The following is a 23,107-nucleotide window of genomic DNA, read 5'->3' on the forward strand; positions in this document are numbered from 1 at the left end:
CCGGACAGCGGGCGACGGCGTCGGTTGACGGTGTCCGTCAACCGACGTGGCCTTCCCGGCGGCCGAACGCACCGTTGCCGCCATGCCGACCACCACCAAGATCCGGCCCCGCGCCCTCGTCCGTGCCTCTGGAGGCCCCCGCTACGCCGTCGCCCTGGTCGTGGACGCGCTCGGCACCGGACTCCTGCGGCCCTTTCTGCTGCTCTACGGGGTGACGGTGCTGAGGTTGTCCGCGCCGGCCACCGGCATCGCCATGACGGTCGGTGTCGTCGTGGGTCTGGTGTGCATGCCCGCGGTGGGCCGATGGCTGGACCGGGGCGCACGCAGCACGGTCGTGGCGGCGTCGATGCTGGTACGGGTGCTGGGCGTGGGGATGCTGCTGGCGACCCCGGCGGGACACGTCTGGCTGTTCGCGACGGCGGCGCTCCTCCTCGGCATCGGCAACCAGGCATGGCCGGCCGCCCACGCGGCCCTCGTGGCCACCGTCGCCCACGGCCGGGAGCGCGACGCCGCGCTCGCGGGAGGCCGCGCCCTGCGCAACGCCGGTCTGGGCGTGGGCGCGCTCATCGCCACCGCGTGCCTGGCGGGCGGCACGACCGCTCTGCAGGTGCTGGCGGCCGTCACCGGGCTCGCGTGTCTCACTGCGGCGGCCTTGGCGTGGTCGATCCGCCTGCACGCTCGTCCGGCCGCCGCCCCGGCCAAGGACGGTGGCGACGGGCCCGCACCTCGGATGCGGGCACTGCTGGCCGCCAATGTGGTCTACGTCTTCTGCCTCAACGTCCCCGAAATCGCGCTCCCGCTGGTCCTGGTGACACAGCTCGACGCGTCCCCGGTGTGGTCGGCGGCCATCTTCGTGGCCAACACGGTGCTGGTGGTCACCCTCCAGGTTCCCCTCACCGTCCTGATGTCCCGCTTCCCCCGGCGGCACGTACTGGCTCTCGCCGGCGTGGTGCTCGCCGCGTCCTATCTCGGCTTTCTCGCGGCCACCTCACTGGGACACGGCTGGGGCGCCCCGGCCGTCGCCGCGGTGTCCGTGGTCTGCACGATCGGCGAGATCATCTATGCCGGCAGCGCCACCGCGCTCGTCACCGCCCTTGCTCCGGCCCATGTTCTGGGACGTACCCTCGCCCGCTTCGAACTCTCCACGGGCTTCGGCCTCGCCGTCTCCCCGGCGGTCATCACCGCTCTCGCACCCCACGGCGCGACCGCCCTCTGGGGGAGCCTCGCCGCTGCGACGCTCGTCTCCGCCTCCGCCGTCGCCACCGAGAAGGATCAAGGTACGCGGCTCAGCGGTTGCCGCCCCCGGACGCGAGCAGGCGCGTGAGCCCGGCAATCGCCTCCGGCGACGGTTCGAAGCAGCGGCGGACGAGACCCAGGACCGCGAACGCGGTCCTGGCCCTTCGTCGTGCGTCAGACCAGCGTGAGCGCGTACACCTCCACCCGCGGGTCGTCCGGCAGGCTCAGCGAACGCACCGTCTTCGCGGCCTCGAGCGGCGCCGAGGTCGCGAACAGCCGTACCGAAGGCCCGTCGACGCCCTGGCCCCGCCGGATCCGGTGGTCCATGTCGAGGGCGACGGTGCTGCCGCCGGGTGCGGAGCCCGCCCAGTCGCCCACGGTGACGGGCAGTTCGGCGCTGGTGCCGTCGGTGTAGCGGACGGTGAGCGTCGTGGACACCGTGCCGTTGTGGGCGGCCGCCACCAGCCGGAGCGTGCTGTGCCGCCCCGCCGGCAGGAGCATCGACTGCCCGCGTGCCTCGGTGAAGTTGGCGGCCGTACCGGACGCGTCGGGCGCCTGATAGGTGACGCCGTCCCACGTCACAGGGCCGGCCTTCGGCAGCAGTGCGGCGTCGTAGCTCCAGCCGCCGCCGTCGAAGTCGCCCTCGTCGGAGGCGGCCACGGTCGCGGTGCCGTCGTGGTTCGCCTCCCGGGCGAGGTCCACCGCGCACTGCCCGCCCATCGCCGTCGCGCACCGGTTCGGCTCGCGGACCTCGACGGTGGCCTCCCGCGCCACACTTCCCACGCCGGTGCCCGTCACCTCGATACGCACCGGGTAGGAGCCCGGCGCGGTCCCGGCCGGCACGCTCACCTCGGCCTCCACCGTGCGCTGCACGGGCAGCCGGCGGGAGTCGAGCGTGAACGAGGACGGCATCCGCACCTCCCAGCCCTCAGGGGCCCGCGCCCGCACGGTCACCCGCAGCGCGCCGGGAGCCTGGCCCAGCACGTCGAGGGCCAGGTGAGCGGTCTGCGGGGTGTCCCCCTGCGGTACGACGTCGGATCCGGCCCGCAGGGAGGCGTCCAGCCTGGTGCGGGAGTCGGCGGCCGCGCGGTTCACCGACGGCGGCTCCGCGCTCCTGCCGGTCCCCCAGGAGGACGGCTCGTCGCCCAGTTGGTGGGCGAGGGTGCCGCCGTGGGCGACGGCGTCCCAGTCGAGCCAGGTCCGGCGCAGGTCACGGCCGTCGAACGTGGACCGCTGGATGTAGCGGGTGGTGTCGCTCGCTCCCGGCGCCTTGATCGTCAGGGTGCCGCCCTGCTCCTCGCCGTACGTGCCGATGCGGACGACGGCGGAGGAGAACTGCGGGCTGGAGACGGCGAGGAAGTCGCCGCCGCTCATCGTCGGGTAGAGACCGAGCGAGGAGAAGACGTACCAGGCGGACATGGTGCCGAGGTCGTCGTTGCCGGTCATGCCGTCGGGGCCGTTGGTGAACAGGGTCATCGCCGCGCGGACGACGGTCGCCGTCTTCGCGGGCGCGCCCGCCCACAGGTACATGTACGGGGCGTGCAGATCGGGCTCGTTGTTCGGGTTGTAGGTGGGCTTGCCGTAGTAGTCGTACGGCGCGGAGATCCAGTCCTCGCGGGCCGTGCGCTCGGGGTCGGTGAGCAGCTTGTCGTACGCGAAGAAGGAGTCGAGCCGCTTCTCGGTGGCGGACCTGCCGCCCATCAGAGCGACCAGCCCGGCCGGGTCCTGCGGCACCAGCCACTGGTACTGGTGGGCGCCCCCCTCGTGGAACTGGTGGGCCGCCTCGACCGGGTCGTACGGCGTCAGCCACGTCCCCTCGGCCGTCCGCGGCCGGAACTGCCTGATCCCCGAGTCCCACAGATTGCGGTACCACTGGCCGCGCGCCGCGAACGTCCGGGCGTCCTCCGCGTGGCCGAGCTCACGGGCCATCAGAGCCAGTGAGGCGTCGGCCGCGGCGTACTCGAGGGTCGCGGAGGCGGGGTGCTTGCAGTCGTTGTCGCCGCCCTTGTCCGCGCAGTCCTTGCCGAGCTCCAGCCCGGAGGGGACGTAGCCGCGCTCCTTGTAGTGCTCCACCCCGGAACGGCCGTTGTAGGGCGAGCCGGCCGGCGGCGTGCTGGTCGCGTTCTTGCGCAGGAGTTCGTACGCCTCCTCCTCGTGGCCCGCGAGCAGCCCCTTGGACCAGGCTTCGACGAGGAACGGCGTCACCGGGTCGCCGGTCATGATGTTGGTCTCGCTGTTGGCGAGCGCCCAGCGCGGCAGCCAGCCGCCGTCGCGTCCGGCGGCGACGACCGAGAGCGCCACGTCCCGGGCCACCTGCGGCTGGAGCAGCTCGAGCAGCTGGTTCTGCGGCCGGTAGGTGTCCCACAGGGAGAGGTTCTGGTACGGCGTGAACCCGTCCGCGGTGTGCGCCTTGCCGTCGAAGCCGGCGTAACGGCCGTCCACGTCGCCGGCGAGGTTCGGGTGCAACTGGGCGTGGTAGAGCGCCGTGTAGAAGGCCCGCTGCCGCTCCGTGGTGCCGCCGCCGACCTCGACGGAGCGAAGTTGACGCTGCCAGGTGGCACGCAGATCGGCACGGGTGGCGTCGAAGTCGTACGAGTCGCCGGTCTCGGCCGCCAGGTTCTTGCGGGCGCCCTCGATGCCCGTGTACGACAGGCCGACCTTGACGACCACGTCGCGGTCGTCGGCCGCGTCGAACGTCACCCAGGCGCCGTTGCCGCCCTGGCCCCCGGCGTCACGGCCTCCGGGGGTGCGGGTGTCACCGCGCCAGGTGCCGTGCGAGGCGAACGGCCGGTCGAAGGTGGCGGTGAAGTGGACCGTGTGGCGGTCCTTGCCGGCGCAGAAGTTCCCGGCCTCCACGCGGCCTTCGACGGTGCGGTCGCCGACGACGTGCACCTCCGAGTCGTACACGCGCTGGTTGGCCTTGCCGGTGTTGAACAGGACGTTGGCCTGACCGGTCGCGGGGAAGGTGTAGCGCTGCCAGCCGGTGCGGGGCGTGGCGGTGAGCTCCGCGTCGATGCCGTACGTCTTCAGACCGACGCGGTAGTAGCCGGGCTCGGCCTCCTCGTCGTCGTGGGAGTAGGCGGACCGGTAGCGGGACGGATCGACGGTGTCGACCGCTCCGGTGGTGGGCATCAGGGGCAGTTCACCGGCGACGGAGCAGCCGACGCCGGAGAGATGGGTCTGGCTGAACCCGTGGATCCTGTCCTGCTGGTAGTCGTAGCCGCCCTGTCCACCGGTGTCGGGGCTGACCTGCACCATGCCGAACGGGGCGCTCGCACCGGGGAAGGTGTTGCCGAAGTTCTGCGTGCCGACGAAGGGGTTGACCAGTGCGGCGGGGTCGTCGGCCACCGGCGCGGCGGCCTGCGCGGCGGGGGCGGGGGCGAGGAGCCCGCCCCACGCCATGGCGGCCGCCAGCGGAAGGGCGGCGGCCCGCGTCGTGCGCGCCCGTATTCTCCTGAGCAGTTGGTGCATGGGCGTCCCTCTCCTGAATCCGTGGACCGGCGCGGAGACTTGACCATGCGCCTGACATCGTTGTCAACGGTCGTGACCGTTTCCGTGTCAGGACAGCGGTGCGGTGGCCTGGCGGTGTACCGATCGGGGGCATCGCGCAGCGCAGCGACGGCCGCGCCGCGACGGAAGTCGTGGGCGCGGCCGCGGTCATGGCGCGGCGAAGGTGGTGACACGGCGAGGACCTCGCGCGACGGTGGCGGTCGGCGTGCCGCCGGACGTCAGGGCCGGCGCTGCGGCGGTGCCTCGCCGAACAGGTCGACGGCGGCGCGCACCTGCATCAGCGCGGGCGACAGCGCGCTCACCGAGCCGACGGCGCCCGCGATCAGCAGCAGCGAGCGCCGCATCCGCGGGATCTCGGGGTCTCCCGCCGCCACCATCGCCGCCAGCACCGCCAGTTCGTCCTCCGCGATCCCCCGGTCGCTGAACTCGGCGGGATAGCCCGCGAGTTCGCGTCGGAGCCTGGCGACGGCAGCCCGCAGCTCCGCCGCTCTCGGCTCCTCGCCACCAACCCTGCCTGTCACCCGCGTCTGCCCCACGCTCCGCAACAAAGCCAGCCCCTCGCACGTCCTTGTGCACTCCACGGTCCCGCCGGGGGTCGTGGTCGACGCCCGAGGGGTGCGGGCCAGTTAACGCCATCCGGGTGACGGTGCGCCACCGTGCGGACGCAATTCAGGACGTCGGAACGACGTCCATCGCGTTACGCCACACCGTCACATCGACGGAGATGAACTTGCTGGGGTCGTTCTCCGGCGACTTCCCCTGGTAGGTGAGCAGACCGACATGGCCGGAATCCGTCAGCACGCAGATCTGGGAGCCCTTGGACAGCAGTCCCGTTTCGATGGTGGTCGTGTAGCGGGTGTCGGTCCGGCAGGTGTCCAGGTCGCCGGTCTGCCCGGTGCGGAGCAGGATCATCCGGCCGGTCTCGGTCTCGACCTGGTTGAGGTCCCCCTCGTACTCGAAGTCCGCGTTGGAGTCGTCGTTGACGGGCTTGACCGGATCGTGGTCGAGGAAGATGTGGTAGTTGTTCACGACGTCGAGCCCCGTGTACGTCTTGGGCTCGGGGTCCGGGACCACGTCGCCGGGCGCGGTGTCGATTCCGTCGCCCTCACCGCCGGGCGTGGCGGCGCCGCCGGAGGGCGTGGTGTCGGCGGGCTTCGACGATTCGGGTCCGCTCTTGTCCTGGCTCTGGTTCTTCTTGCCAGGATCGTCGTCCGAGAGCGCGAGGTACGCGCCGCCGCCCGCCGCGCCACCCAGCACCAGGGTGGCCACCAGGGCGATGGCGAGAGTGCGGCCCTTCTTGGGCGCGGCGGCCGGTCCCGGCTGCGCGACGGTGCCGTACGGCTGAGGGCCCGTGTGCTGGTGGTGCGGCGCCGTGTGCGGGTAGCCGTAGCCGGGCGCCTGCTGCCCCGCCTGCGGATAGCCGTACGTGGGCTGCTGAGGCTGGGTCCCGGGCTGCTGGTGAGCGGCCTGCTGAGGCTGCATCATGTGCTGCTGCGACTGGACCGGCGGCTGCTGGTGCGCCTGCGGCTGCGGTGCGGGACCGAATCCGGGCGGCGGCGTCGACGGCGCGGCGTGCGCGGTCGGCTGGTGGGTCGGGGCGGGCGCGGCCGGGGCCGGGGGGGCGGCCGCCGGCGGGGTCACGGCCGGCTGGCCGGGTGCGGGGATGACCGGCGGCGCGGGCGCCGCCTTGCGGGTCGTGATCTCGGCGGCCACCGCGCTCGGCAGCCACTCCTCCGGGCGCCGCAGCACCGTTTCCGCGTTGGCCGCCTGACAGATGCTCAGAATCTCGGCGACGGAGGGCCGGCCTTCCGGCTCCTTGACCATGCAGCGCGTCACCAGCTCACGCAGCTCGTCGGGGAGTCCGGTGAGGTCGGGCTCCTCGTGCACGATCCGGTAGAGCACTCCGTGCGAAGTGCCTTCGCCGAAGGCCGCCTTGCCCGTCGCCGCGTACGCCGTGAGCTGGCCGAGGGCGAAGATGTCGGTGGCCGGGGTGACATGGCTGCCCGCGGCCTGCTCGGGCGCCATGAACGAGGGCGTGCCGATGGTGACCCCGCTGCTGGTGAGCGAGGTGGCGTCGGCGGCGCGCGCGATACCGAAGTCGATGACGCGCGGGCCGTCGGCGGCGAGCAGGACGTTCGCGGGCTTGAGGTCACGGTGGACGATGCCGGCGCCGTGGATGATCTGCAGCGCCTCCGCGATGCCGGCCACCAGCAACAGCACCGTCTGCACGGGCAGTTTGCCGTGCTGGGCCACGGCGTCCGCGAGGGACGGGCCGGGGACGTAGGCGGTGGCCAGCCAGGGCTGCTCGGCGTCGGCGTCGGCGTCGATGACGGGCGCGGTGAACAGGCCCTGCACCCGCTGCGCGGCCTGTACCTCCTGCGCGAAACGACGCCGGAACTCGGCGTCCTGGCCGAAGTCGGGCCGGATCACCTTGATGGCGACGGCACGTCCTCCGGGCGTGTAGGAGAGGTAGACCTTGCCCATGCCGCCGGCGCCGAGGCGAGCGGCGAGCTTGTATCCGGCGACGTGCTTCGGATCGTCCTCACCCAGCGGCTTGAAGACCGTTCCGTGGTGTGCGCGGCCACTCATCGACTCTTGATCCCCCATGGCGAACCTCAGTATGGAAGGTGCACCTTATCCAAGTCGCACCCCGCTCTCCACGTCGGACGACGCACGCCGCAGGGACGGTTGCAGGAATGCGCGGGCAACCCTCCTTCGGAGCAGCGCCCCACCGGGCGGTCGGCCGCGTATTCGCGCTCTTATGGGATAAGGAGTCCCCATGTCATCTCCTCGTACTCCGACGGACCCTCACCGCCCGGTCGTCGCCGGATTGTTGCTCGCGGCCGGCGGCGGCAGGCGGCTCGGCGGCAGACCGAAGGCGCTGCTGGCACACCGCGGCAGGCCGCTCGTCGAGCACGCCGTGCGGACGCTGCGCGAGGGCGGCTGCGGTCCGGTGCATGTGGTGCTGGGCGCCTCTGCGGACCGCGTACGGGAGGAGGCGGACCTGACCGGATGCGTGGTGCGGGACAACCCGGCGTGGGAGGAGGGGATGGGGTCGTCGCTGCGTGTGGGGCTCGCCTCGCTGGGAGCGGCGGACGCGGTGCTGGTGCTGCTGGTGGACCAGCCGGGGATCGGCGCGGAGGCGGTGGCGCGGGTGCGTGCGGCCTACCGCTCCCGTTCGGCGCTGGCGGCCGCGGCGTACGGGGGGCGGCGGGGGCATCCGGTGCTCTTCGGCGCGGACCGCTGGGAAGGGATCGCGGCGGAGGCCGAGGGTGATCAGGGGGCGCGGGCCTATCTGCGCGCCCATGCCGACGCGATCACGCTCGTCGAGTGCGGCGACGTGGCGGAGGAGTACGACATCGACACCCCGGAGGATCTCCGACACCTGCGGTGAACGGCGTGGCACGGTACGCCACGGTCTGTCGACCCGGAGAATCTCGATATCAACAAACCATTGAACTTCCACCATGCGGTAACTAGTATCCACTGATCAGAAGCGCCTGATTGCTCGGACGGCGCCTTCGGCCGTACCCCGGAGCCACTGGCACTGAGTGCCGTCACCGGCGACCCGGCGGCCGCACGGCGCCCCCGCACCGCCCGTGAAGCATGCGAAGCATGTGAAGCTCGCTGAAGGAAGTGACAGCTCATGTCCGCACCAGCGCCGTCCCCGCTGGCCATCGTCGAAGCCGAGCCCCTGCCCCGGCAGGAAGAGGTCCTCACCGACGCGGCCCTCGCGTTCGTGGCCGAGCTGCACCGGCGCTTCACCCCGCGCCGTGACGAGCTGCTCGCCCGCCGCGCCGAGCGCCGCGCCGAGATCGCCCGCACCTCCACCCTGGACTTCCTCCCGGAGACCGCCGCGATCCGCGCGGACGACTCCTGGAAGGTCGCCGAGGCCCCCGCGGCCCTGAACGACCGCCGCGTGGAGATCACCGGTCCGACCGACCGCAAGATGACCATCAACGCTCTCAACTCGGGTGCGAAGGTCTGGCTCGCCGACTTCGAGGACGCGTCCGCCCCCACCTGGGAGAACGTGATCCTCGGCCAGCTCAATCTCATCGACGCCTACGAGCGCCGGATCGACTTCACCGACCCGAGGTCGGGCAAGACGTACGCCCTGAAGCCCGCGGAGGAGCTCGCGACCGTCGTGATGCGCCCGCGTGGCTGGCACCTCGCCGAGCGCCATCTGACCGTGGACGGGACCCCGGTGCCCGGCGCGCTGGTCGACTTCGGCCTCTACTTCTTCCACAACGCCCGGCGCCTGCTGGACCTCGGCAAGGGCCCGTACTTCTACCTGCCGAAGACCGAGTCGCACCTGGAGGCCCGCCTCTGGAACGACATCTTCGTCTTCGCCCAGGATCACGTCGGCGTCCCGCAGGGCTCGGTCCGCGCGACCGTGCTGATCGAGACGATCACCGCGGCGTACGAGATGGAGGAGATCCTCTACGAGCTCCGCGACCACGCCTCCGGTCTGAACGCCGGCCGCTGGGACTACCTTTTCTCCATCGTCAAGAACTTCCGTGACGGCGGCGAGAAGTTCGTCCTCCCGGACCGCAACGCGGTCACGATGACGGCCCCGTTCATGCGGGCCTACACCGAACTGCTCGTGCGCACCTGCCACAAGCGCGGCGCGCACGCGATCGGCGGTATGGCCGCGTTCATCCCGTCCCGCAAGGACGCCGAGGTCAACAAGGTCGCGTTCGAGAAGGTCAAGGCGGACAAGGACCGCGAGGCCGGCGACGGCTTCGACGGCTCGTGGGTCGCCCACCCGGACCTGGTGCCCATCGCGATGGCCTCGTTCGACGCCGTCCTCGGTGACCGGCCGAACCAGAAGGACCGCCTGCGCGAGGACGTCTCCGTGGCGCCCGGCGACCTGATCGCCGTCGACTCGCTCGACGCCAGGCCCACGTACGAGGGCCTGCGCAACGCCGTCCAGGTCGGCATCCGCTACATCGAGGCGTGGCTGCGCGGTCTCGGCGCCGTGGCCATCTTCAACCTGATGGAGGACGCGGCGACGGCGGAGATCTCCCGCTCCCAGATCTGGCAGTGGATCAACGCGGGCGTCGTCTTCGAGAACGGCGAGCGCGCCACTCCGGAGCTGGCGAGGAGGGTCGCGGCGGAGGAACTGGCCGCGATCCGCGAGGAAGTCGGCGAGGAGGCCTTCGCGTCCGGCAACTGGCAGCAGGCGCACGACCTGCTGCTGAAGGTGGCGCTGGACGAGAACTACGAGGACTTCCTCACGCTGCCCGCGTACGAGCAACTCGTCGGCTGACGCCACCCCCACCATGCGCCGCGCCCCGCGCCGCACCCCGCACCACTCCCGCACCGCCCCCGGTACCGCACAGCACCGGGGGCGGTGCGCTGCGTGCGGCGTGGGCACGGGCACGACCTTGGACCTGCCAGCCATGACGGATCACGAGGTCGTCCAGACCGCGGTGGCCTCGGGGCGCTCGACGAATCGCCCGTACTTGCAGCGGGCGCCGTTGCGGACGAGCACGACAGAATCGGGTGCGGTGATCGCGCGCCGGCGGCCCCGCACCTCCGGCGGCCGACCTGGCATGCGGCTTGGGCGCCTGCCCGCGCCGCCCGGTCAGCGGATGCCGGAGTCGGGGTGCTCGGCATCCCATGCCTCGCGTGCTCGCGCGATGGCGTCGCGGTGCTCGGCCGACCAGTCCGCGAGAGCCTTCACCAGGTGGGTGAGGGCGTGGCCCATCGTGGTGAGCTCGTACTCGACCTGCGGAGGCACGGTCGGATACACGGTCCGGGTGATGAGCCCGTCCCGCTCGAGCCGGCGCACGGTGAGGGTCAGCATGCGCTGCGAGATGCCGGGCACGGCACGCTGCAACTGGCGGAAGCGGCGTACGCCCTGGGCCAGTTCGACCACGATCAGGACCGACCACTTGTCGCCGATCCGGTCGAGCACATCACGGATCCCGCAGTCTTCGTGTTCCTCCCCGCAACTGACGACGGGTGCGGTGGTGGTTACTTCCGTGTGCCCCACTGACATCGAAGTGCCTCCTTACGCTCCCTGACACGAACCCGCAGGCTGGTCCCGGTCACCGAAGAGAACCTACCGGAACGGAAATACCCTGATGATCCTGGTCACTGGAGCCGCCGGCGCCCTGGGCACACTGATCGCACAGCGGTTGGGCGACCGCGACGACACGATCCTCGGCACTCGCGATCCCCGACAGCTCCAGGCCCCGCTGCCTGTCCGCCGCCTCGACTTCGACGAGCCGCACACCCTCGTCAAGGGCTTCGAAGGCGTGGACGTGCTGCTGCTGATCTCCGCCGGCTACGGTGAGGACGACACCGTGGTCGCCCGGCACCGCGCCGCGGTCGACGCCGCGGAGAAGAGCGGTGTGAGGCACGTCGTCTATACGAGCCTGACCGCCGCGGGCGACCACCTCCCCTATGCGCTGCCGCACCGCTGGACCGAGCGCCGGATCCCGGAGAGCACCCTGGACTGGACGATCCTGCGCAACGGCCTCTACGCGGAGTTGCTCGCCCGGCTCGCGGCTCCGTCCGCGGACGGGCGGATCACCGCCCCGCTCGGCGAGGGCCGCCTGGCGGCCGTGGCACGCGCGGATCTGGCCGACGCGGCGGTCCGCGTGACGGTGGAGGCCTCCGCCCACGCGGGGCGTGTCTACGAACTCGTCGGTGAACAGGCCTTGGGCGGCGCCGACCTGGCGCGGGCCCACGGACCGCACGTCACCTACGAGCCGGAGACACTCGCCCGGGCCCGCGCGCGCATCGCGGCCGGTGGCGCCGAGCCGTTCCAGGTGCCGATGCTGGTGGGCACCTGCTCCGCCGTCGCGGCCGGCTTCCTGTCCCCCACCGGCGGCGACCTGCGCCGACTCCTGGGCCGCGCTCCCCGCTGCCCACTCGCGGCGGCCCTCACCTAGCGTGCGGCGGCTCGGCGCAGCGGGCCGGCGTGTGCACCGTCCACCGGCTGTCCACCGGTCACGCGCCGGTCGGGGCTGCCTCACGTGAGGGACCAGGTGAGGCCGGTGAGGGAAATGAGGAGACGGTGACGTCTGTGGTGCCGCGGACGCCGGCCCCCGAGATCAGAGGTCCTGGATACGCCGGAAGGGACGGTCGGCCTCCAGGACGAACGCGACCTCCAGGAGGGTCCGTTCGTCGCCGGGGCGGCCGGAGAACATGACACCGATGGGCAACCCCTCGTCCGTCACGCTCGCGGCGGGCACCGAGATGGACGGCGTGCCGACGACGTTGTCGACCGGGGTGAACGCCACGTACGCGAGGATCCGTCGGATCAGCGTCGGGAAGGGGACGGTCGGGGCGAGGTGGCCGATCGGCGGCGTGGTGTGGGCGAGTACGGGCGAAAGCACGAGGTCGACCCCCCGGAACGCCGCCGCGTACGCCTCCCGCGTACGCCTCAGCCTCCGCAGCACACCAGGGGTGCTCGACCACTTCTTCACGTACATCTCGCGAAGTCCTCGGCTGAGACCGTCCATGCGGCGCCGGTCGAAGCTGTCGCCGAGGGTGCGGCCCGTGACGCCGATCAGGAACGACAGCATGCCCCAGTAGGTCAGGAAGTCTTCGGTGAAGCGGGGGTCGATCACAGGCTCCACCGGCTGAACGGTGTGGCCGAGCCGCTCGAGCGTCGCCGCCGTGTCCATGACGGCCGCGCGGCCGGCGTCGTCGGTTCGGACTCCGTTCGGCGAGTCAAGCATGAGTCCGATGCGCAGCCGCCGCTCCGAGGGGCCTTCGACCAGGCCGACGGGCGGCAGCTTCGGGTTCCGCCAGTGCGTCTCGGCGGCGGCCAGGAACGCGGCGGAGTCCCGCACCGTGCGGCTCACGATGCCGTCGCCCACGATGTCGAGCGGCAGTCGGCGGCTCTGCGCGTTGGCCACGACCCTGCCGCGGGTCGGCTTCAGACCGACGAGCCCGCAGCAGGCGGCGGGAATGCGGATCGAGCCGCCGCCGTCGTTGGCGTGCGCGACGGGCACGGCCCCGGCCGCGACGAGCGCCGCGCTGCCGCCCGACGAGCCGCCCGCCGAGTGACCGGTGCCCCACGGGTTGCGGACGGGTTCCGCGTCCTCGTACTCCGTGGTCGGGCTGAACCCGAACTCCGGCAACCGGGTCTTGCCCAGCACGGTGACGCCGCTGCTCAAGAACTGCCGGGTGAACGGCGCGTGCCGGCGAGCGGCCCTCGGAGCGAACGCGACGCTGCCGTGTCCGGTGGGCAGTCCCCGGTAGTCGGTGTTGTCCTTGACGAAGGTCGGCACCCCCGCGAAGAGGCCGCCGGCCTCCCGGTCGGAGGCGGGGGCGTCCATGTGCACCTCGACGGCGTTGAGCCGCGCCTCCACCGCCCTGACCCGCGCCACCGCGTCACGGGCAGCCTCGGCGGCGCCGACCTCGCGACGCCGGATCGCCTCGGCGAGCCCGACCGCGTCGTGCTCCCCGAGAGCATCGTCGCGGAACGCGTGCACCGTTGTCTGTTCCTCGAAAGTCGTCACCGCTGGCTCCGCCCGTGGACGCGTGGATGGTTGTCCGGCATCATTCCTTACCGGCGAGTAGCAGACGAGGGCCGGTACGAGACCTCCACACGATCCGGTCGCACCGACCCACCCGGGGCACCGCGCGGCGACATCGGTCGCGGTCCTGGCGTAGGGCGCGGCGTCGGCCGGGACGCACGGACAGGGGGCGCCGGTGCGGTGGGCATGAGCCCTGAGAGGAGCTGCCAAGGGCGCGGGCCGCGGTCGTCGCAGATCGCGCCGAGCACGGCGGCTCAGAACGGTCGAGGCGCGTCCCGGATGGCCTTCGTCTTCATGACGCGCGCTTGGCTCTTGCCGACCAACTGTCCGTGCACATCCGTCGGCTGGTGTTCGACGGCTTCAGCGCTGCCGGGGCGCGCGGGTACCACTACCGCATTCTGGCCGCACTGCACGAGTTCGGGCCCGCGAGCCAGGCGGAGCTCGGCCGCCGGTGCCGCGTCGACCGCAGCGACGTCGTGGCGGCCGTGGGCGAACTGGTCGAGCAGGGCTTCGTCGACCGGACGCCGGACCCGGACCATGGACGGCGCAACAAGGTGACGCTCACCAGGCGCGGTGCCCGGCAACTGCGGCGCATGGACGGGCTTCTCGATCGGGTGCAGAACGACCTGCTCGAACCACTGTCGGCCGAGGAGCGGCAGACCCTGACCCGCCTGCTCGGCCGGGTCCTCGCCCGGCACGAAGCGGAATGACCGCCGGTCCCGCTCGCCCCTTGGACGGGCCGGGCGACGGCGTGCCGACGGGGCATCCGGATCGCGACGAGTGATCCACGCCCCGGTCGTCGCTGTCCGGCGTCTCTCACGCGGCCGTACACCGCTCGAGCCGTCACCGGCCCCGAGCGATCAGCGGGGCCGTGAGCGGAAGGTGCGACGGTAGGTGTCCGGGGGCACGCCGACCGTGCGGTTGAAGTGCCGGCGCAGCGTCGTCGCGGTGCCCATGCCGGTGGCGGCCGCGACGGCGTCGACACTGTCGTCGGTCTTCTCCAGCAGTTCCTGGGCGTGACGGATCCTCTGCGTCAGCAGCCATTGCAGCGGGGTGGTGCCCGTCACCGCCCTGAAGTGGCGGGCCAGATGGCGTGAGCTCATCCCTGCCTGGCGGGCCAGGTCCTCCACGGTCAGCGGCTGGTCGAGCCGTTCGGCGATCCAGGGGAGCAGGGCGGCCAGCGGATGGTCGTCCTGGGCCGGCACCGGGGTGGTGACGAACTGGGCCTGGCCGCCCGCCCGGTGCGGTGGGACGACCAGTCGGCGGGCGACGGCGTTGGCGATCGACGAGCCGTGGTCGAGGCGGACGAGGTGCAGGCAGAGGTCCAGCGCGGCGGCCTTGCCGGCGGAGGTGAGCACGCTGCCGTTGTCGACGTAGAGCACGTCCGGGTCGACCTCCACCCGGGGGTAACGGTCGGCCAGGGCCTCGGTGTGCGCCCAGTGCGTGGTCGCGCGCTTCCCGTCCAGCAGGCCGGCCGCGGCCAGCACGAACACGCCCGTACAGAGGGAGACCACACGCGCTCCCGCCTCGTGGGCCGCACGCACCGCGTCGACCAGGTCGGCGGGCGGGTCCTCGTCGACGTCGGCCCAGCCGGGGACGATCACCGTGTCGGCGTGCCGGAGCCGGTCGAGGCCGGAGTCGGGCGCCAGCATGAATCGGCCGACCGGCACGGCGACCGGTCCGCAGACGGTGACGTCGTACCAGGGGACCGTCACGCCGGCCGGGGCGGCGGCGAACACCTCGTACGCCAGGGACAGTTCGAAGTGCAGCATCCCGTCGGTGACGGCAAGCGCGACAGTATCCATGTCGGAAATTGTACGGGTCATGTCGTTCCAGACACTCACGGTCGGCTGTCCGCTCCCGCCAGGATGTCCGTAGAAGATCAAGCGAGCACAGGGGAGAACCGATGGGATCGGGACAGTTGGTGGCGGTGTTCGGCGCGTACGGGCACACCGGGCGGTTCGTGGTGGCGGAGCTGCGGAAGCGCGGGTTCGTCCCTGTTCTCTCCGGCCGCGACGCCGGCAAGCTGCAGGCGCTGGCGGCGTCCTTCCCCGGCCTCGAGGCCCGGCCGGCGTCGGTCGACGATCCGTTCGCTCTCGACCGCGCACTGGCCGGGGCGGCTGCGGTGGTCAACTGTGCCGGACCGTTCGCCACGACCGCCGCGCCGGTGATCGAGGCGGCGCTGCGGGCCGGGATCCCGTACGTGGACGTGGCGGCCGAGATCGAGGCCAACGCCGACACGTTCGCGCATTTCTCGGACCGCGCCCGCGCCGCGGGAGCGGTGATCGTCCCCGCGATGGCCTTCTTCGGCGCCCTCGGTGACCTGCTGGCCACCGCGGCGATGGGCGAGTGGGCGGCTGCCGACGAGGCGCACGTCGCGTACGGGCTGAGCAGTTGGCAGCCCACCGGCGGGACGCGGGACGCGGGTGCGGTCTCCCGGCAACGACGGGGCGGCGCACGCGTCGTCTACCGGAACGGTCGGCTGGACTACCGCCAGGACGAGGCGACGACCCTCAAGTGGACCTTCCCCGACCCGCTGGGCACCCGGGAGGTCATCGGGGAGTTCACGATGGCCGACGTCGTCACCGTCCCCAGCCACCTGTCCATCCCGGAAGTGCGCACCTACATGACGGTCGAGGCGGCCCGGGACCTGTCCGCCCCCGACACGCCGGCCCCCACCGCGGTCGACGAGGACGGGCGGTCCGCGCAGACCTTCCTCGTCGACGTCGTCGTGCGCTCAGGCGGCACCGAGCGGCGCGCCGTCGCGAGGGGCCAGGACATCTACGCCGTCACCGCGCCGCTCGCGGTGGAAGCGGTCGACCGCATCCTCACGGGACGGACCAGGACGGTCGGCGTCGCCTCCGCCGGCGAGATCTTCGACGCGCCCGACTTCCTTCGCGCGCTGTCCTCGCACATCTCCGTCGAGCTGCCGTCCACAGCGGACGAGCCGGCGCGCGGGCAACTCGGCACCGCCGAAGGGTCCTAGAAGGCGGGCGACGTCCGCCGTACAACGGCCCGCGGGCGTCGGTCCGGGGGCCTCGGGCGGCGCACAACGGCCCGCGGACGTCGTGCGGCGGACTCGTGGAAACATGCGTGCGGGCGGTCGGAGTTGGGGAGGCCGTGACCATGGCCAAGATCCCCCCACGAGGAACGCCCCTGACAGAGACGGCCCCCGCCCCGACGATCGCCCCTGCCGCCGCCGGGCACCCCGTACGGCAGTTGCTCGCGGCCTCCGTCGGCAACGCGGTGGAGTGGTACGACTGGTACGCGTACACCTTCCTCGCCACCTACATCGCCGACCAGGTCTTCCCCAAGAGCTCCGGCAACTCGCTCGTGCCGCTGCTGTCGACGTTCGCCGTCTTCGCCGTCGGGTTCTTCATGCGCCCCGTGGGCGGGCTGATCATGGGTGCGGTCGCCGACCGGCACGGCCGGCGCGCGGCGCTCACGGTCACCATCCTCCTCATGGGCGGCAGCAGCCTGCTGGTCGGCCTGACACCGACGTACGCCGCCGCCGGGATCCTCGCGCCCGTGGTGCTGGTACTGGCGAGGCTGCTGCAAGGCCTGTCCGTGGGCGGGGAGTTCGCCGCGTCGACGACATTCCTGGTGGAGTCGGCGGGGCCGGGGCGGCGCGGGCTGTTCTCGTCGTTCCAGTACGTCTCCACCTCGATCGGCCAGCTCGCCGCCTCCGGCATCGCCGCCCTGCTGGTGAGCGTGCTCGCCGAGGGGCAGATGAACGGCTGGGGCTGGCGCGTGCCGTTCGTGATCGGCGCGCTGCTCAGCCTCGTGGGCTTCTGGATCAGGCGCAGCGCGCACGAGACGCGCAGCGCCGAGCAGCAGCAGGGTCCACGCCCGGGCCTCTTCGACGCGCTTCGGCACCATCCGCGCGAGTCGCTGCTGATCTGCGGCATCACGGCCGGCGGCACGATCGCGTACTACACGTGGACGTCCTACCTGCCGACGTACGCGGAGCTCAACACCGACATCGACAAGGGAGACGCCCTGCTCGCCGGGACGCTGTCGCTGGCGTTCTTCACCCTCCTCCAGCCGGTCGGCGGGCTGCTGTCCGACCGTTTCGGCCGCAAGCCGTCGTTGCTGTTCTTCGGCGTCGGTTTCGCGGTGCTGAGCGTGCCGCTGCTGCGGGCGGTGAACGGCTCGTTCCTGTCGCTGCTGCTCGTGCAGTGCGCGGGCATGGTCCTGCTGACCGGTTTCACCTCGATCTCGGCGGCCGTGAACGCGGAGGTGTTCCCGGCACGGGTACGGGCGGCCGGCATCGGCTTCCCGTACTCCCTGACGGTCGCCGTCTTCGGCGGCACCGCCCCGTACGTCGGCACGCTCTTCAAGGACCTGGACCGTCCGGGCCTGTTCCCCTGGTACGTCGCGGTGCTGTGCCTCGTCTCGTCGGCGGTGTATCTGCGGCTGCCGGAGAGCGCGCACAAGCAACTGGAGCGGTGAGCACGCGGGCCGCCGGGGGAAGGACGGGCGGGTGACGCACCGGACCGCGACCCTTTCGGTGACGCTCCGCGGCACGGCGAGCGGGCTCGCCGACTTCCCCGCGCATGACGGTAGTTGTGCCCGAGCACCGCCGCCCCCTCCGTGATCGGTACCGCACCCCGGCCACCGTACAAGTGCTCGGACGACACCGATCGCACAGCTCGGCGGAGTCACGGCGCCAGGCGCCCGTACCCTTGGGCGCCACTGCGCCGACGCCCCCGCTGTCCCCCGGAACAGCCGCGATGACGACGCACGAAGGGACTGCGAATAGGGTGATCCCATGTCTGTCACGTTGAGTTCCACGAGAACCCGCGCCGCGCTCAGGGCATCGGCGCGCATCTCCGTCGAGTTGCTGCTCGTCCTCGTGGCGACCGCGGTGGCCCTGTGGGTTCTTGGCCGGATGTGGTCGGTCGTCTGGCCGCTCATAGTCGGCCTGCTCCTCACGACGCTCACGTGGCCCCTGACCCGTTTCCTTCGTCGGCACGGCTGGCGTCCCGCCCTGGCCGCGTCGACGGTGACGGTGCTGTTCCTCGTGGTCGCCGCAGGCGTCGTGGCACTGATCGCGGTGCCGGTGGCGTCCCAGTCCGGCGAGCTGAGCGACGGTGTGGTCGAAGGCATCCAGAGACTGCGCGAGTGGGCCGCCGGGCCGCCGCTGAACATCGGTGACGCCCAGATCAACCAGGCTTTCGACAGCGCGGTCGCCCGCGCCCAGGACGGCGTCGGCAGCATGGTCTCCGCCGTGGTCACGGGAGTGGGCACCGTGGTCAACGGCGTGGTCACGGCCGTCCTGGCGCTCTTCCTGATGTTCTTCTTCCTCAAGGACGGCCCGCGCTTCCTGCCGTGGCTCGCCCGCCAGTTGCCCGGCCGGCTCGCCACCGATGTCCCGACCGTGGCGGAGCGCGGCTGGGAGACCCTGGGCTCGTTCGTCCGCTCCCAGGCGGCCGTCGGTCTGCTCGACGCCGTGCTGATCGGTCTCGGTCTGTGGGTTCTCGGGGTACCGCTGGTGCTCCCGCTCGCGGTGCTGACGTTCGTCTCCGCGTTCGTGCCGATCATCGGCGCCCTGTTCGCCGGTTTCGTCGCGGTGCTCATCGCGCTCGTCTCCAACGGCCTGACGGACGCGCTGATCGTGCTGGCCATCATCGTGGTCGTGCAGCAGCTCGAGGGCAACGTCTTCCAGCCCATGATCCAGAGCCGCGGACTCGGGCTCCACGCGGCCGTGATCCTGCTGGCGGTGACGCTGGGCGGCAGCCTGGCCGGCATCGTGGGCAGTCTGCTCGCGGTACCGGTCGCCGCGCTGATCGCGGTGGTCTGGAACTACCTGCGTGAGCAGCTGAGCGAGCCGCACCAGGAGCCGGAGACCGACGAGCCGGAGACCAACGAGCCGCACACCGCTGCCGCCGTGCCGTCGTGACAGCCACGCGCGAAGGGGCTGTCACGACGGGACGGGCTCCGGCGGGGCGGCAGGTCAGTGCGCGGGGAACGAGTCCGCGCGGACCTGCGGCGCAGGGGTGCTGGACACCCGATAGCGCCCGTTGGGCAGGTGCGCGGAGGCGGTGTCGGTGATGTGCACCGTGAGCGGGCCGGCCCATTCATAGCCCTTCTCGTCACCGTGACGGGCAAGCGTGTCGATCAGCACCTGCCCCAATTCCTCTTCCCTGCTCGCGAGCTCTCTGTGCACGCTGTCGGCGAGCTCGATCTCGTAGGCGTTCGGCACCACCACACGGCTTTCGCTGCAGACCACGGCGTGGTCGTCGCATTCGCGCCGCAGGGCGTCGAGCAGCTCCACCGGCTCCTTGCGGAACATCTTGTCGAGCAGTGCGTCCTGCTTGCGCTCGAGGGCAAGTTCCCATCGGCTCAGCGTTCCCATGGCAATTCTTGTTGCCCGAGGCCGCGTCGTCACGCCTGCCTGATGCGGTCGTTCAGGCAGTGAGAAGAGAATCGTCCTCGGGCCGGGCGCCGGGCAGCCGGTGTCGGGCGGCGATCAATGCGGCGTCGATGTCCCGGGTGCCGGTGGAGACGCACAGGGTGTAGGCGACGTCGTCCATACGCTGCCGGCTCTCTGCGCTGCCGTTCTCGGCGTGCAGGACCTTCAGCGTCTCGTACTGCTCGACCAGGTTTCCAAGGATGACGGGGTGAGCCATCAACACAGTCGTCTCCTTCCGTTGGCGCCCTGCGGGCACTGGGAGCTTTGTGCAGCAGCGCTTTCCCTCCCTTCCGCCCCTCATGCCTCAGAAGAATCGGCGAGTTTCGGCCCGGCCCAGCCCAGCAGAAGCGGCCCGCGAGCGCGGCTGAGGAACCCCTGCGAAAAGCTGCCGGGCCTTTCGGGGGAAACACCTGGATCGAGACGCGCGGCGCCCTTTCCCGGCCGATGCGGCCGGTTACAGTTCGACGCCCGTCCGCACCTCGCCCGGACCGGCGAACGAGAGGGAGAGACAATGCCGCTCTATCTGTCGAAATTCAGTTACACGCCGGAGAGCTGGGCCAGGATGATCGGCAACCCGGAGGACCGCCGCGGGGCCGCTCAGGCCTACATCGAGTCGGTCGGCGGAAAGCTCCACGGGTTCTGGTACGCCTTCGGCAAACACGACGGCTACACGCTGTGGGAAGCCCCCGACAACGTGTCCATGGCGGCGGTCGCCCTGGCGATCACCGGCGGCGGCGCGCTGAGCTCGCTGGAGACGACCGTCCTCGTGACCGTCGACGAAACGATGGACGCGCTGCGCAAGGCCGCGAACGTGCGGTACAAGGCTCCCGGCGCCTAGGACCTCTCGGAGCCTCGGGCCGACCGGATGAGGGGGCCTGCGATGTGGTGTCCGACCAGGTGGACCGTTGCGGCCTTCTCGTCGTGCGATGCCGCGCCACTGCTCGCCCGTATGCCGCGAACCGCAGGTGCTGACGGAGTCGGCGAGGCCGCTCGCCGGAGAAGATCCACCGTCTCCACAACCTCACGGCAAGCTTTACTCCGAGCGCAGCACCCTTTGTACTTGGTCGAGGTGCATCCGTGGTCCGCGAAATAGCCCCGCCCCGGCAGTTCCATCGCCGGAGCGGGGAGCGGCTCGCGCGTGGCCCTGGAGGCGAAGCGGCGCAAGATCCGAGCACATGCAGCGCTCCTTGATCCAGGCGCCGTCTGCCGTTCACGACAGACATCAACGACGGTGGACAGCAACGGTTCTTGAGCCGCGACCGGTTGGCCGGGCCTCAACCCGTGCCTGCCGGGCTGCCCGTGGGCCGGCATTTTTGTGCCGGCTGTCGGCCCAGGGCTTGCCGCCGCGAGTGGTCGAAAGCGTCCTCAGAACACTCCCGACCTCCCCGCCCCATGACGGGTCACCCTCCGCTCCCTTCACCTAGGGAGAAGGTCTGACCAGATGCGCCAACGGCGTTGTCGGTAGGGTCGACAGGATTGTGCCAGTGACTGTTACTGCCGTGTTGACGCTCGCGCCGCACGTCGATGGCCCACAGCGCCGCTCCGAGGAGCACGACGACCGCCGCGAGACCGCCGATCACCACCCACATCTCCACTGGTGCCACCTCGCCTCGACCCCGGGGTCCGCGGACACCCGCAGACTCGTTTCCTGGTTCATGGGGTGACTGTCCCCTGCAGGTCACTGCACTACTGCCTATTTGAGCAAGCTCAGAGGTGGCCCGCACGGAAGATCCGGTCTGGAGCCGAGGCGATGTGCCTCTGCCGATTTTGCGGAGCCTTGACCGGACAGCCCGGAGAACGCCGGTGACCTTGACGGATCGAGGGCGGCGAGGATGCCGCGGATCCGGCCGTCGTCGGGCGCATCGAAGGCGCCGGGCCCGGTCAACGCCCTCGTTGGTTGTCAGCAGCGCGGGACGGCCGATCGGTGCCGATGAGCCGGCGCTCCGTAGGCGGGAGAACGCGACCAGCCCGTCAAGAAAGCGACGACGTGCTCGCACTTCCTGTGCCGAGCCCCCCGCCCGTGGAGTGATCTGTCGCACACGCTGTCACAGCGGTCGACCGCCCGGTGTCTTGAGGCCGAACCCCTTGGGACTGATGGAAGCGAAGGAGACACCATGACCGGGAACACCGATGTGGTCGTGATCGGCGGCGGATACTCCGGCGTCATGGCCGCCAATCGCCTGACGCGGCGCGACGACGTGACAGTGACGCTGATCAACCCGCGTCCGACCTTCGTCGAGCGGGTACGCCTGCACCAGCTGGTGGGCGGATCCCACGAGGCGGTCGTCGACTACCGAGAAGTTCTGGCCGAGGGTGTCCGGCTGGTCGTCGACTCGGTGGCACGGATCGACGCGGCCGGCCGGAGCCTGACGTTGGCGGGCGGCGGCGCACTCGGCTACGACTACCTGATCTACGCGGTGGGCAGTGGCAGCGCCGACCCGAGTGTGCCCGGAGCGGCCGAGTTCGCCTACCCGCTCGCGGGCCTGGAGGAGGCGCAGCGGCTGCGGTCGGTCGTCGACAAGGCGCCTGCGTCGGCTGCGGTGACGGTGGTCGGGGCCGGTCCGAGCGGCATCGAGACGGCGGCCGAGCTTGCGGAGGAGGGCCGCAGCGTGACTCTGGTGTGCGGCGGGGTGCTCGGCCCGTACCTGCATCGTCGGGGGCGGCGCTCGGTGGCCAAGCGGCTGGCCGGACTCGGTGTGACCGTGGTCGACGGGCCCGGCACGTTGGTGACGGGGGTGACCCCGGATGCGGTGCGGCTCAGCGACGGCCGCGAGCTGCCGAGCGCCGTGACCATCTGGACGGTCGGATTCGGCGTGCCGGACCTGGCCGCCCGCAGCGGACTGAGCACCGACTCATTGGGCCGCCTGCTCACGGACGAGACGTTGACCAGCGTGGACGACGTACGCATCGTCGCGGCCGGCGACTCGGCGGCACCCTCGGACCTGCCGCTGCGGATGAGCTGCCAGGCCGCGATGCCGCTGGGCGCGCGGGCCGCCGACACGGTGCTCAGCAGAATCGCGGGAGAGCAGCCCTCGACCCTGAACCACGTATTCGCCGGCCAGTGCATCAGCCTGGGCCGACGCGCCGGCATCTTCCAGTTCGCCCACAGGAACGACGTCGCGCTGTGGTTCCACATCGACGGTCGCCCCGGCGCGAAGCTCAAGGAGTTCGTGTGCAAGGGCATCGTCAAGCACCTGGCCGACGAGGCGCACAAGCCCGGTTCGTACGGCTTGCACCGCGTCTCAGGAGGTGACAAGCGCCGGCAACTGCTGGAGGCCAGGCGCGGCGAGGCGCCGGCCACCGCTGAGTCAGCCGCCTAGACCCGGCCCGTGGCTGCCCGGCCGGCCTCGACGGATCTCGTCTGCATGTCGTGCGGCGACGCCCTTGTCGGGGGGCGGCGCTGCATGCATGGGTTCATCATCAGCGCTTGCGAGAAACGGATCGTCGT

20 protein-coding genes are annotated in these 23,107 nt (G+C 71.5%); 10 read left to right on the top strand and 10 right to left on the bottom strand.

Translation table 11 applies throughout. The features are described 5' to 3' along the window. Window positions 1-82: 82 nt before the first annotated feature. Entirely contained in the window at window positions 83-1,324 is a 1,242-nt protein-coding gene (locus ACIPJI_RS19165) for an MFS transporter (RefSeq protein WP_402247489.1), read from the top strand. An 86-nt stretch (window positions 1,325-1,410) separates the two neighbouring features. Here the strand turns inward: ACIPJI_RS19165 and ACIPJI_RS19170 are convergent, their stop codons facing one another. From ACIPJI_RS19170 to ACIPJI_RS19180, 3 genes are all read right to left on the bottom strand, one after another. Beyond that, window positions 1,411-4,707: a GH92 family glycosyl hydrolase gene (locus ACIPJI_RS19170; RefSeq protein WP_402247491.1), complete on the bottom strand. Its 3,297-nt coding sequence runs from the start codon at window positions 4,705-4,707 to the stop codon at window positions 1,411-1,413. A 257-nt stretch (window positions 4,708-4,964) separates the two neighbouring features. Beyond that, window positions 4,965-5,294: a DUF5955 family protein gene (locus tag ACIPJI_RS19175; RefSeq protein WP_307709167.1), complete on the bottom strand. Its 330-nt coding sequence runs from the start codon at window positions 5,292-5,294 to the stop codon at window positions 4,965-4,967. Between the two features lie 121 nt (window positions 5,295-5,415). After that, window positions 5,416-7,335, bottom strand: a complete 1,920-nt coding sequence (locus tag ACIPJI_RS19180) for a serine/threonine-protein kinase (RefSeq protein ID WP_402247493.1) — start codon at window positions 7,333-7,335, stop codon at window positions 5,416-5,418. Window positions 7,336-7,525: 190 nt separating this feature from the next. Between ACIPJI_RS19180 and ACIPJI_RS19185 the strand changes: the two genes are divergently transcribed. Together ACIPJI_RS19185 and aceB are read left to right on the top strand one after the other, a co-directional pair. Next, window positions 7,526-8,140: an NTP transferase domain-containing protein gene (locus ACIPJI_RS19185; protein WP_402247495.1), complete on the top strand. Its 615-nt coding sequence runs from the start codon at window positions 7,526-7,528 to the stop codon at window positions 8,138-8,140. Between the two features lie 252 nt (window positions 8,141-8,392). Next, complete coding sequence (gene aceB / locus ACIPJI_RS19190) at window positions 8,393-10,015, top strand: malate synthase A (protein ID WP_356621491.1); 1,623 nt, start codon at window positions 8,393-8,395, stop codon at window positions 10,013-10,015. A 141-nt stretch (window positions 10,016-10,156) separates the two neighbouring features. On the opposite strand, the gene ACIPJI_RS19195 is transcribed toward aceB, so the two are convergent. Further along, window positions 10,157-10,303, bottom strand: a complete 147-nt coding sequence (locus tag ACIPJI_RS19195) for a hypothetical protein (RefSeq protein ID WP_402247497.1) — start codon at window positions 10,301-10,303, stop codon at window positions 10,157-10,159. A 30-nt stretch (window positions 10,304-10,333) separates the two neighbouring features. Continuing rightward, window positions 10,334-10,750 (bottom strand): winged helix-turn-helix transcriptional regulator, encoded by a 417-nt coding sequence (locus tag ACIPJI_RS19200; protein ID WP_402247499.1) that lies wholly within the window; start codon window positions 10,748-10,750, stop codon window positions 10,334-10,336. Between the two features lie 85 nt (window positions 10,751-10,835). Between ACIPJI_RS19200 and ACIPJI_RS19205 the strand changes: the two genes are divergently transcribed. Continuing rightward, a complete protein-coding gene (locus ACIPJI_RS19205; protein ID WP_402247501.1) occupies window positions 10,836-11,648 on the top strand; it encodes an NAD(P)H-binding protein in 813 nt (270 codons plus the stop codon). A gap of 162 nt (window positions 11,649-11,810) precedes the next feature. On the opposite strand, the gene ACIPJI_RS19210 is transcribed toward ACIPJI_RS19205, so the two are convergent. Beyond that, window positions 11,811-13,226 (bottom strand): amidase, encoded by a 1,416-nt coding sequence (locus tag ACIPJI_RS19210; RefSeq protein WP_402247503.1) that lies wholly within the window; start codon window positions 13,224-13,226, stop codon window positions 11,811-11,813. 323 nt (window positions 13,227-13,549) lie between these two features. Between ACIPJI_RS19210 and ACIPJI_RS19215 the strand changes: the two genes are divergently transcribed. Further along, a complete protein-coding gene (locus tag ACIPJI_RS19215; protein WP_402247504.1) occupies window positions 13,550-13,954 on the top strand; it encodes a MarR family winged helix-turn-helix transcriptional regulator in 405 nt (134 codons plus the stop codon). A gap of 150 nt (window positions 13,955-14,104) precedes the next feature. Here ACIPJI_RS19215 and ACIPJI_RS19220 read toward each other — a convergent pair whose 3' ends face one another. After that, window positions 14,105-15,049, bottom strand: coding sequence for a helix-turn-helix domain-containing protein (locus tag ACIPJI_RS19220; protein WP_402247506.1), 945 nt, complete (start codon window positions 15,047-15,049; stop codon window positions 14,105-14,107). Between the two features lie 101 nt (window positions 15,050-15,150). Between ACIPJI_RS19220 and ACIPJI_RS19225 the strand changes: the two genes are divergently transcribed. The 3 genes from ACIPJI_RS19225 (at window position 15,151) to ACIPJI_RS19235 (ending at window position 19,146) form a co-directional block, all read left to right on the top strand. After that, a complete protein-coding gene (locus ACIPJI_RS19225) occupies window positions 15,151-16,230 on the top strand; it encodes a saccharopine dehydrogenase family protein (RefSeq protein ID WP_402247507.1) in 1,080 nt (359 codons plus the stop codon). A 140-nt stretch (window positions 16,231-16,370) separates the two neighbouring features. Continuing rightward, on the top strand, window positions 16,371-17,696 hold the full coding sequence (locus ACIPJI_RS19230; RefSeq protein ID WP_307709154.1) for an MFS transporter: 1,326 nt from the start codon (window positions 16,371-16,373) through the stop codon (window positions 17,694-17,696). Between the two features lie 319 nt (window positions 17,697-18,015). Next, a complete protein-coding gene (locus tag ACIPJI_RS19235) occupies window positions 18,016-19,146 on the top strand; it encodes an AI-2E family transporter (protein ID WP_402247509.1) in 1,131 nt (376 codons plus the stop codon). Between the two features lie 54 nt (window positions 19,147-19,200). Here the strand turns inward: ACIPJI_RS19235 and ACIPJI_RS19240 are convergent, their stop codons facing one another. Both ACIPJI_RS19240 and ACIPJI_RS19245 read right to left on the bottom strand, forming a co-directional pair. Then, window positions 19,201-19,602 (bottom strand): DUF3662 domain-containing protein, encoded by a 402-nt coding sequence (locus ACIPJI_RS19240; protein ID WP_402247511.1) that lies wholly within the window; start codon window positions 19,600-19,602, stop codon window positions 19,201-19,203. 52 nt (window positions 19,603-19,654) lie between these two features. Then, the gene (locus tag ACIPJI_RS19245; RefSeq protein WP_307709150.1) at window positions 19,655-19,882 is read right to left on the bottom strand and encodes a DUF5133 domain-containing protein; all 228 of its coding nucleotides are present in this window, start codon (window positions 19,880-19,882) and stop codon (window positions 19,655-19,657) included. Window positions 19,883-20,170: 288 nt separating this feature from the next. Here ACIPJI_RS19245 and ACIPJI_RS19250 point away from each other — a divergent pair, with 288 nt between their 5' ends. Continuing rightward, on the top strand, window positions 20,171-20,497 hold the full coding sequence (locus tag ACIPJI_RS19250; RefSeq protein ID WP_307709149.1) for a GYD domain-containing protein: 327 nt from the start codon (window positions 20,171-20,173) through the stop codon (window positions 20,495-20,497). 562 nt (window positions 20,498-21,059) lie between these two features. Here ACIPJI_RS19250 and ACIPJI_RS19255 read toward each other — a convergent pair. Further along, window positions 21,060-21,254 (bottom strand): hypothetical protein, encoded by a 195-nt coding sequence (locus ACIPJI_RS19255; protein WP_402247513.1) that lies wholly within the window; start codon window positions 21,252-21,254, stop codon window positions 21,060-21,062. A 519-nt stretch (window positions 21,255-21,773) separates the two neighbouring features. Between ACIPJI_RS19255 and ACIPJI_RS19260 the strand changes: the two genes are divergently transcribed. Further along, window positions 21,774-22,979: an NAD(P)/FAD-dependent oxidoreductase gene (locus ACIPJI_RS19260; RefSeq protein ID WP_402247514.1), complete on the top strand. Its 1,206-nt coding sequence runs from the start codon at window positions 21,774-21,776 to the stop codon at window positions 22,977-22,979. The last annotated feature ends 128 nt before the right edge of the window (window positions 22,980-23,107 follow it).

The organism is Streptomyces sp. NPDC086835 (genome assembly GCF_044745705.1).
Lineage (GTDB): Bacteria > Actinomycetota > Actinomycetes > Streptomycetales > Streptomycetaceae > Streptomyces.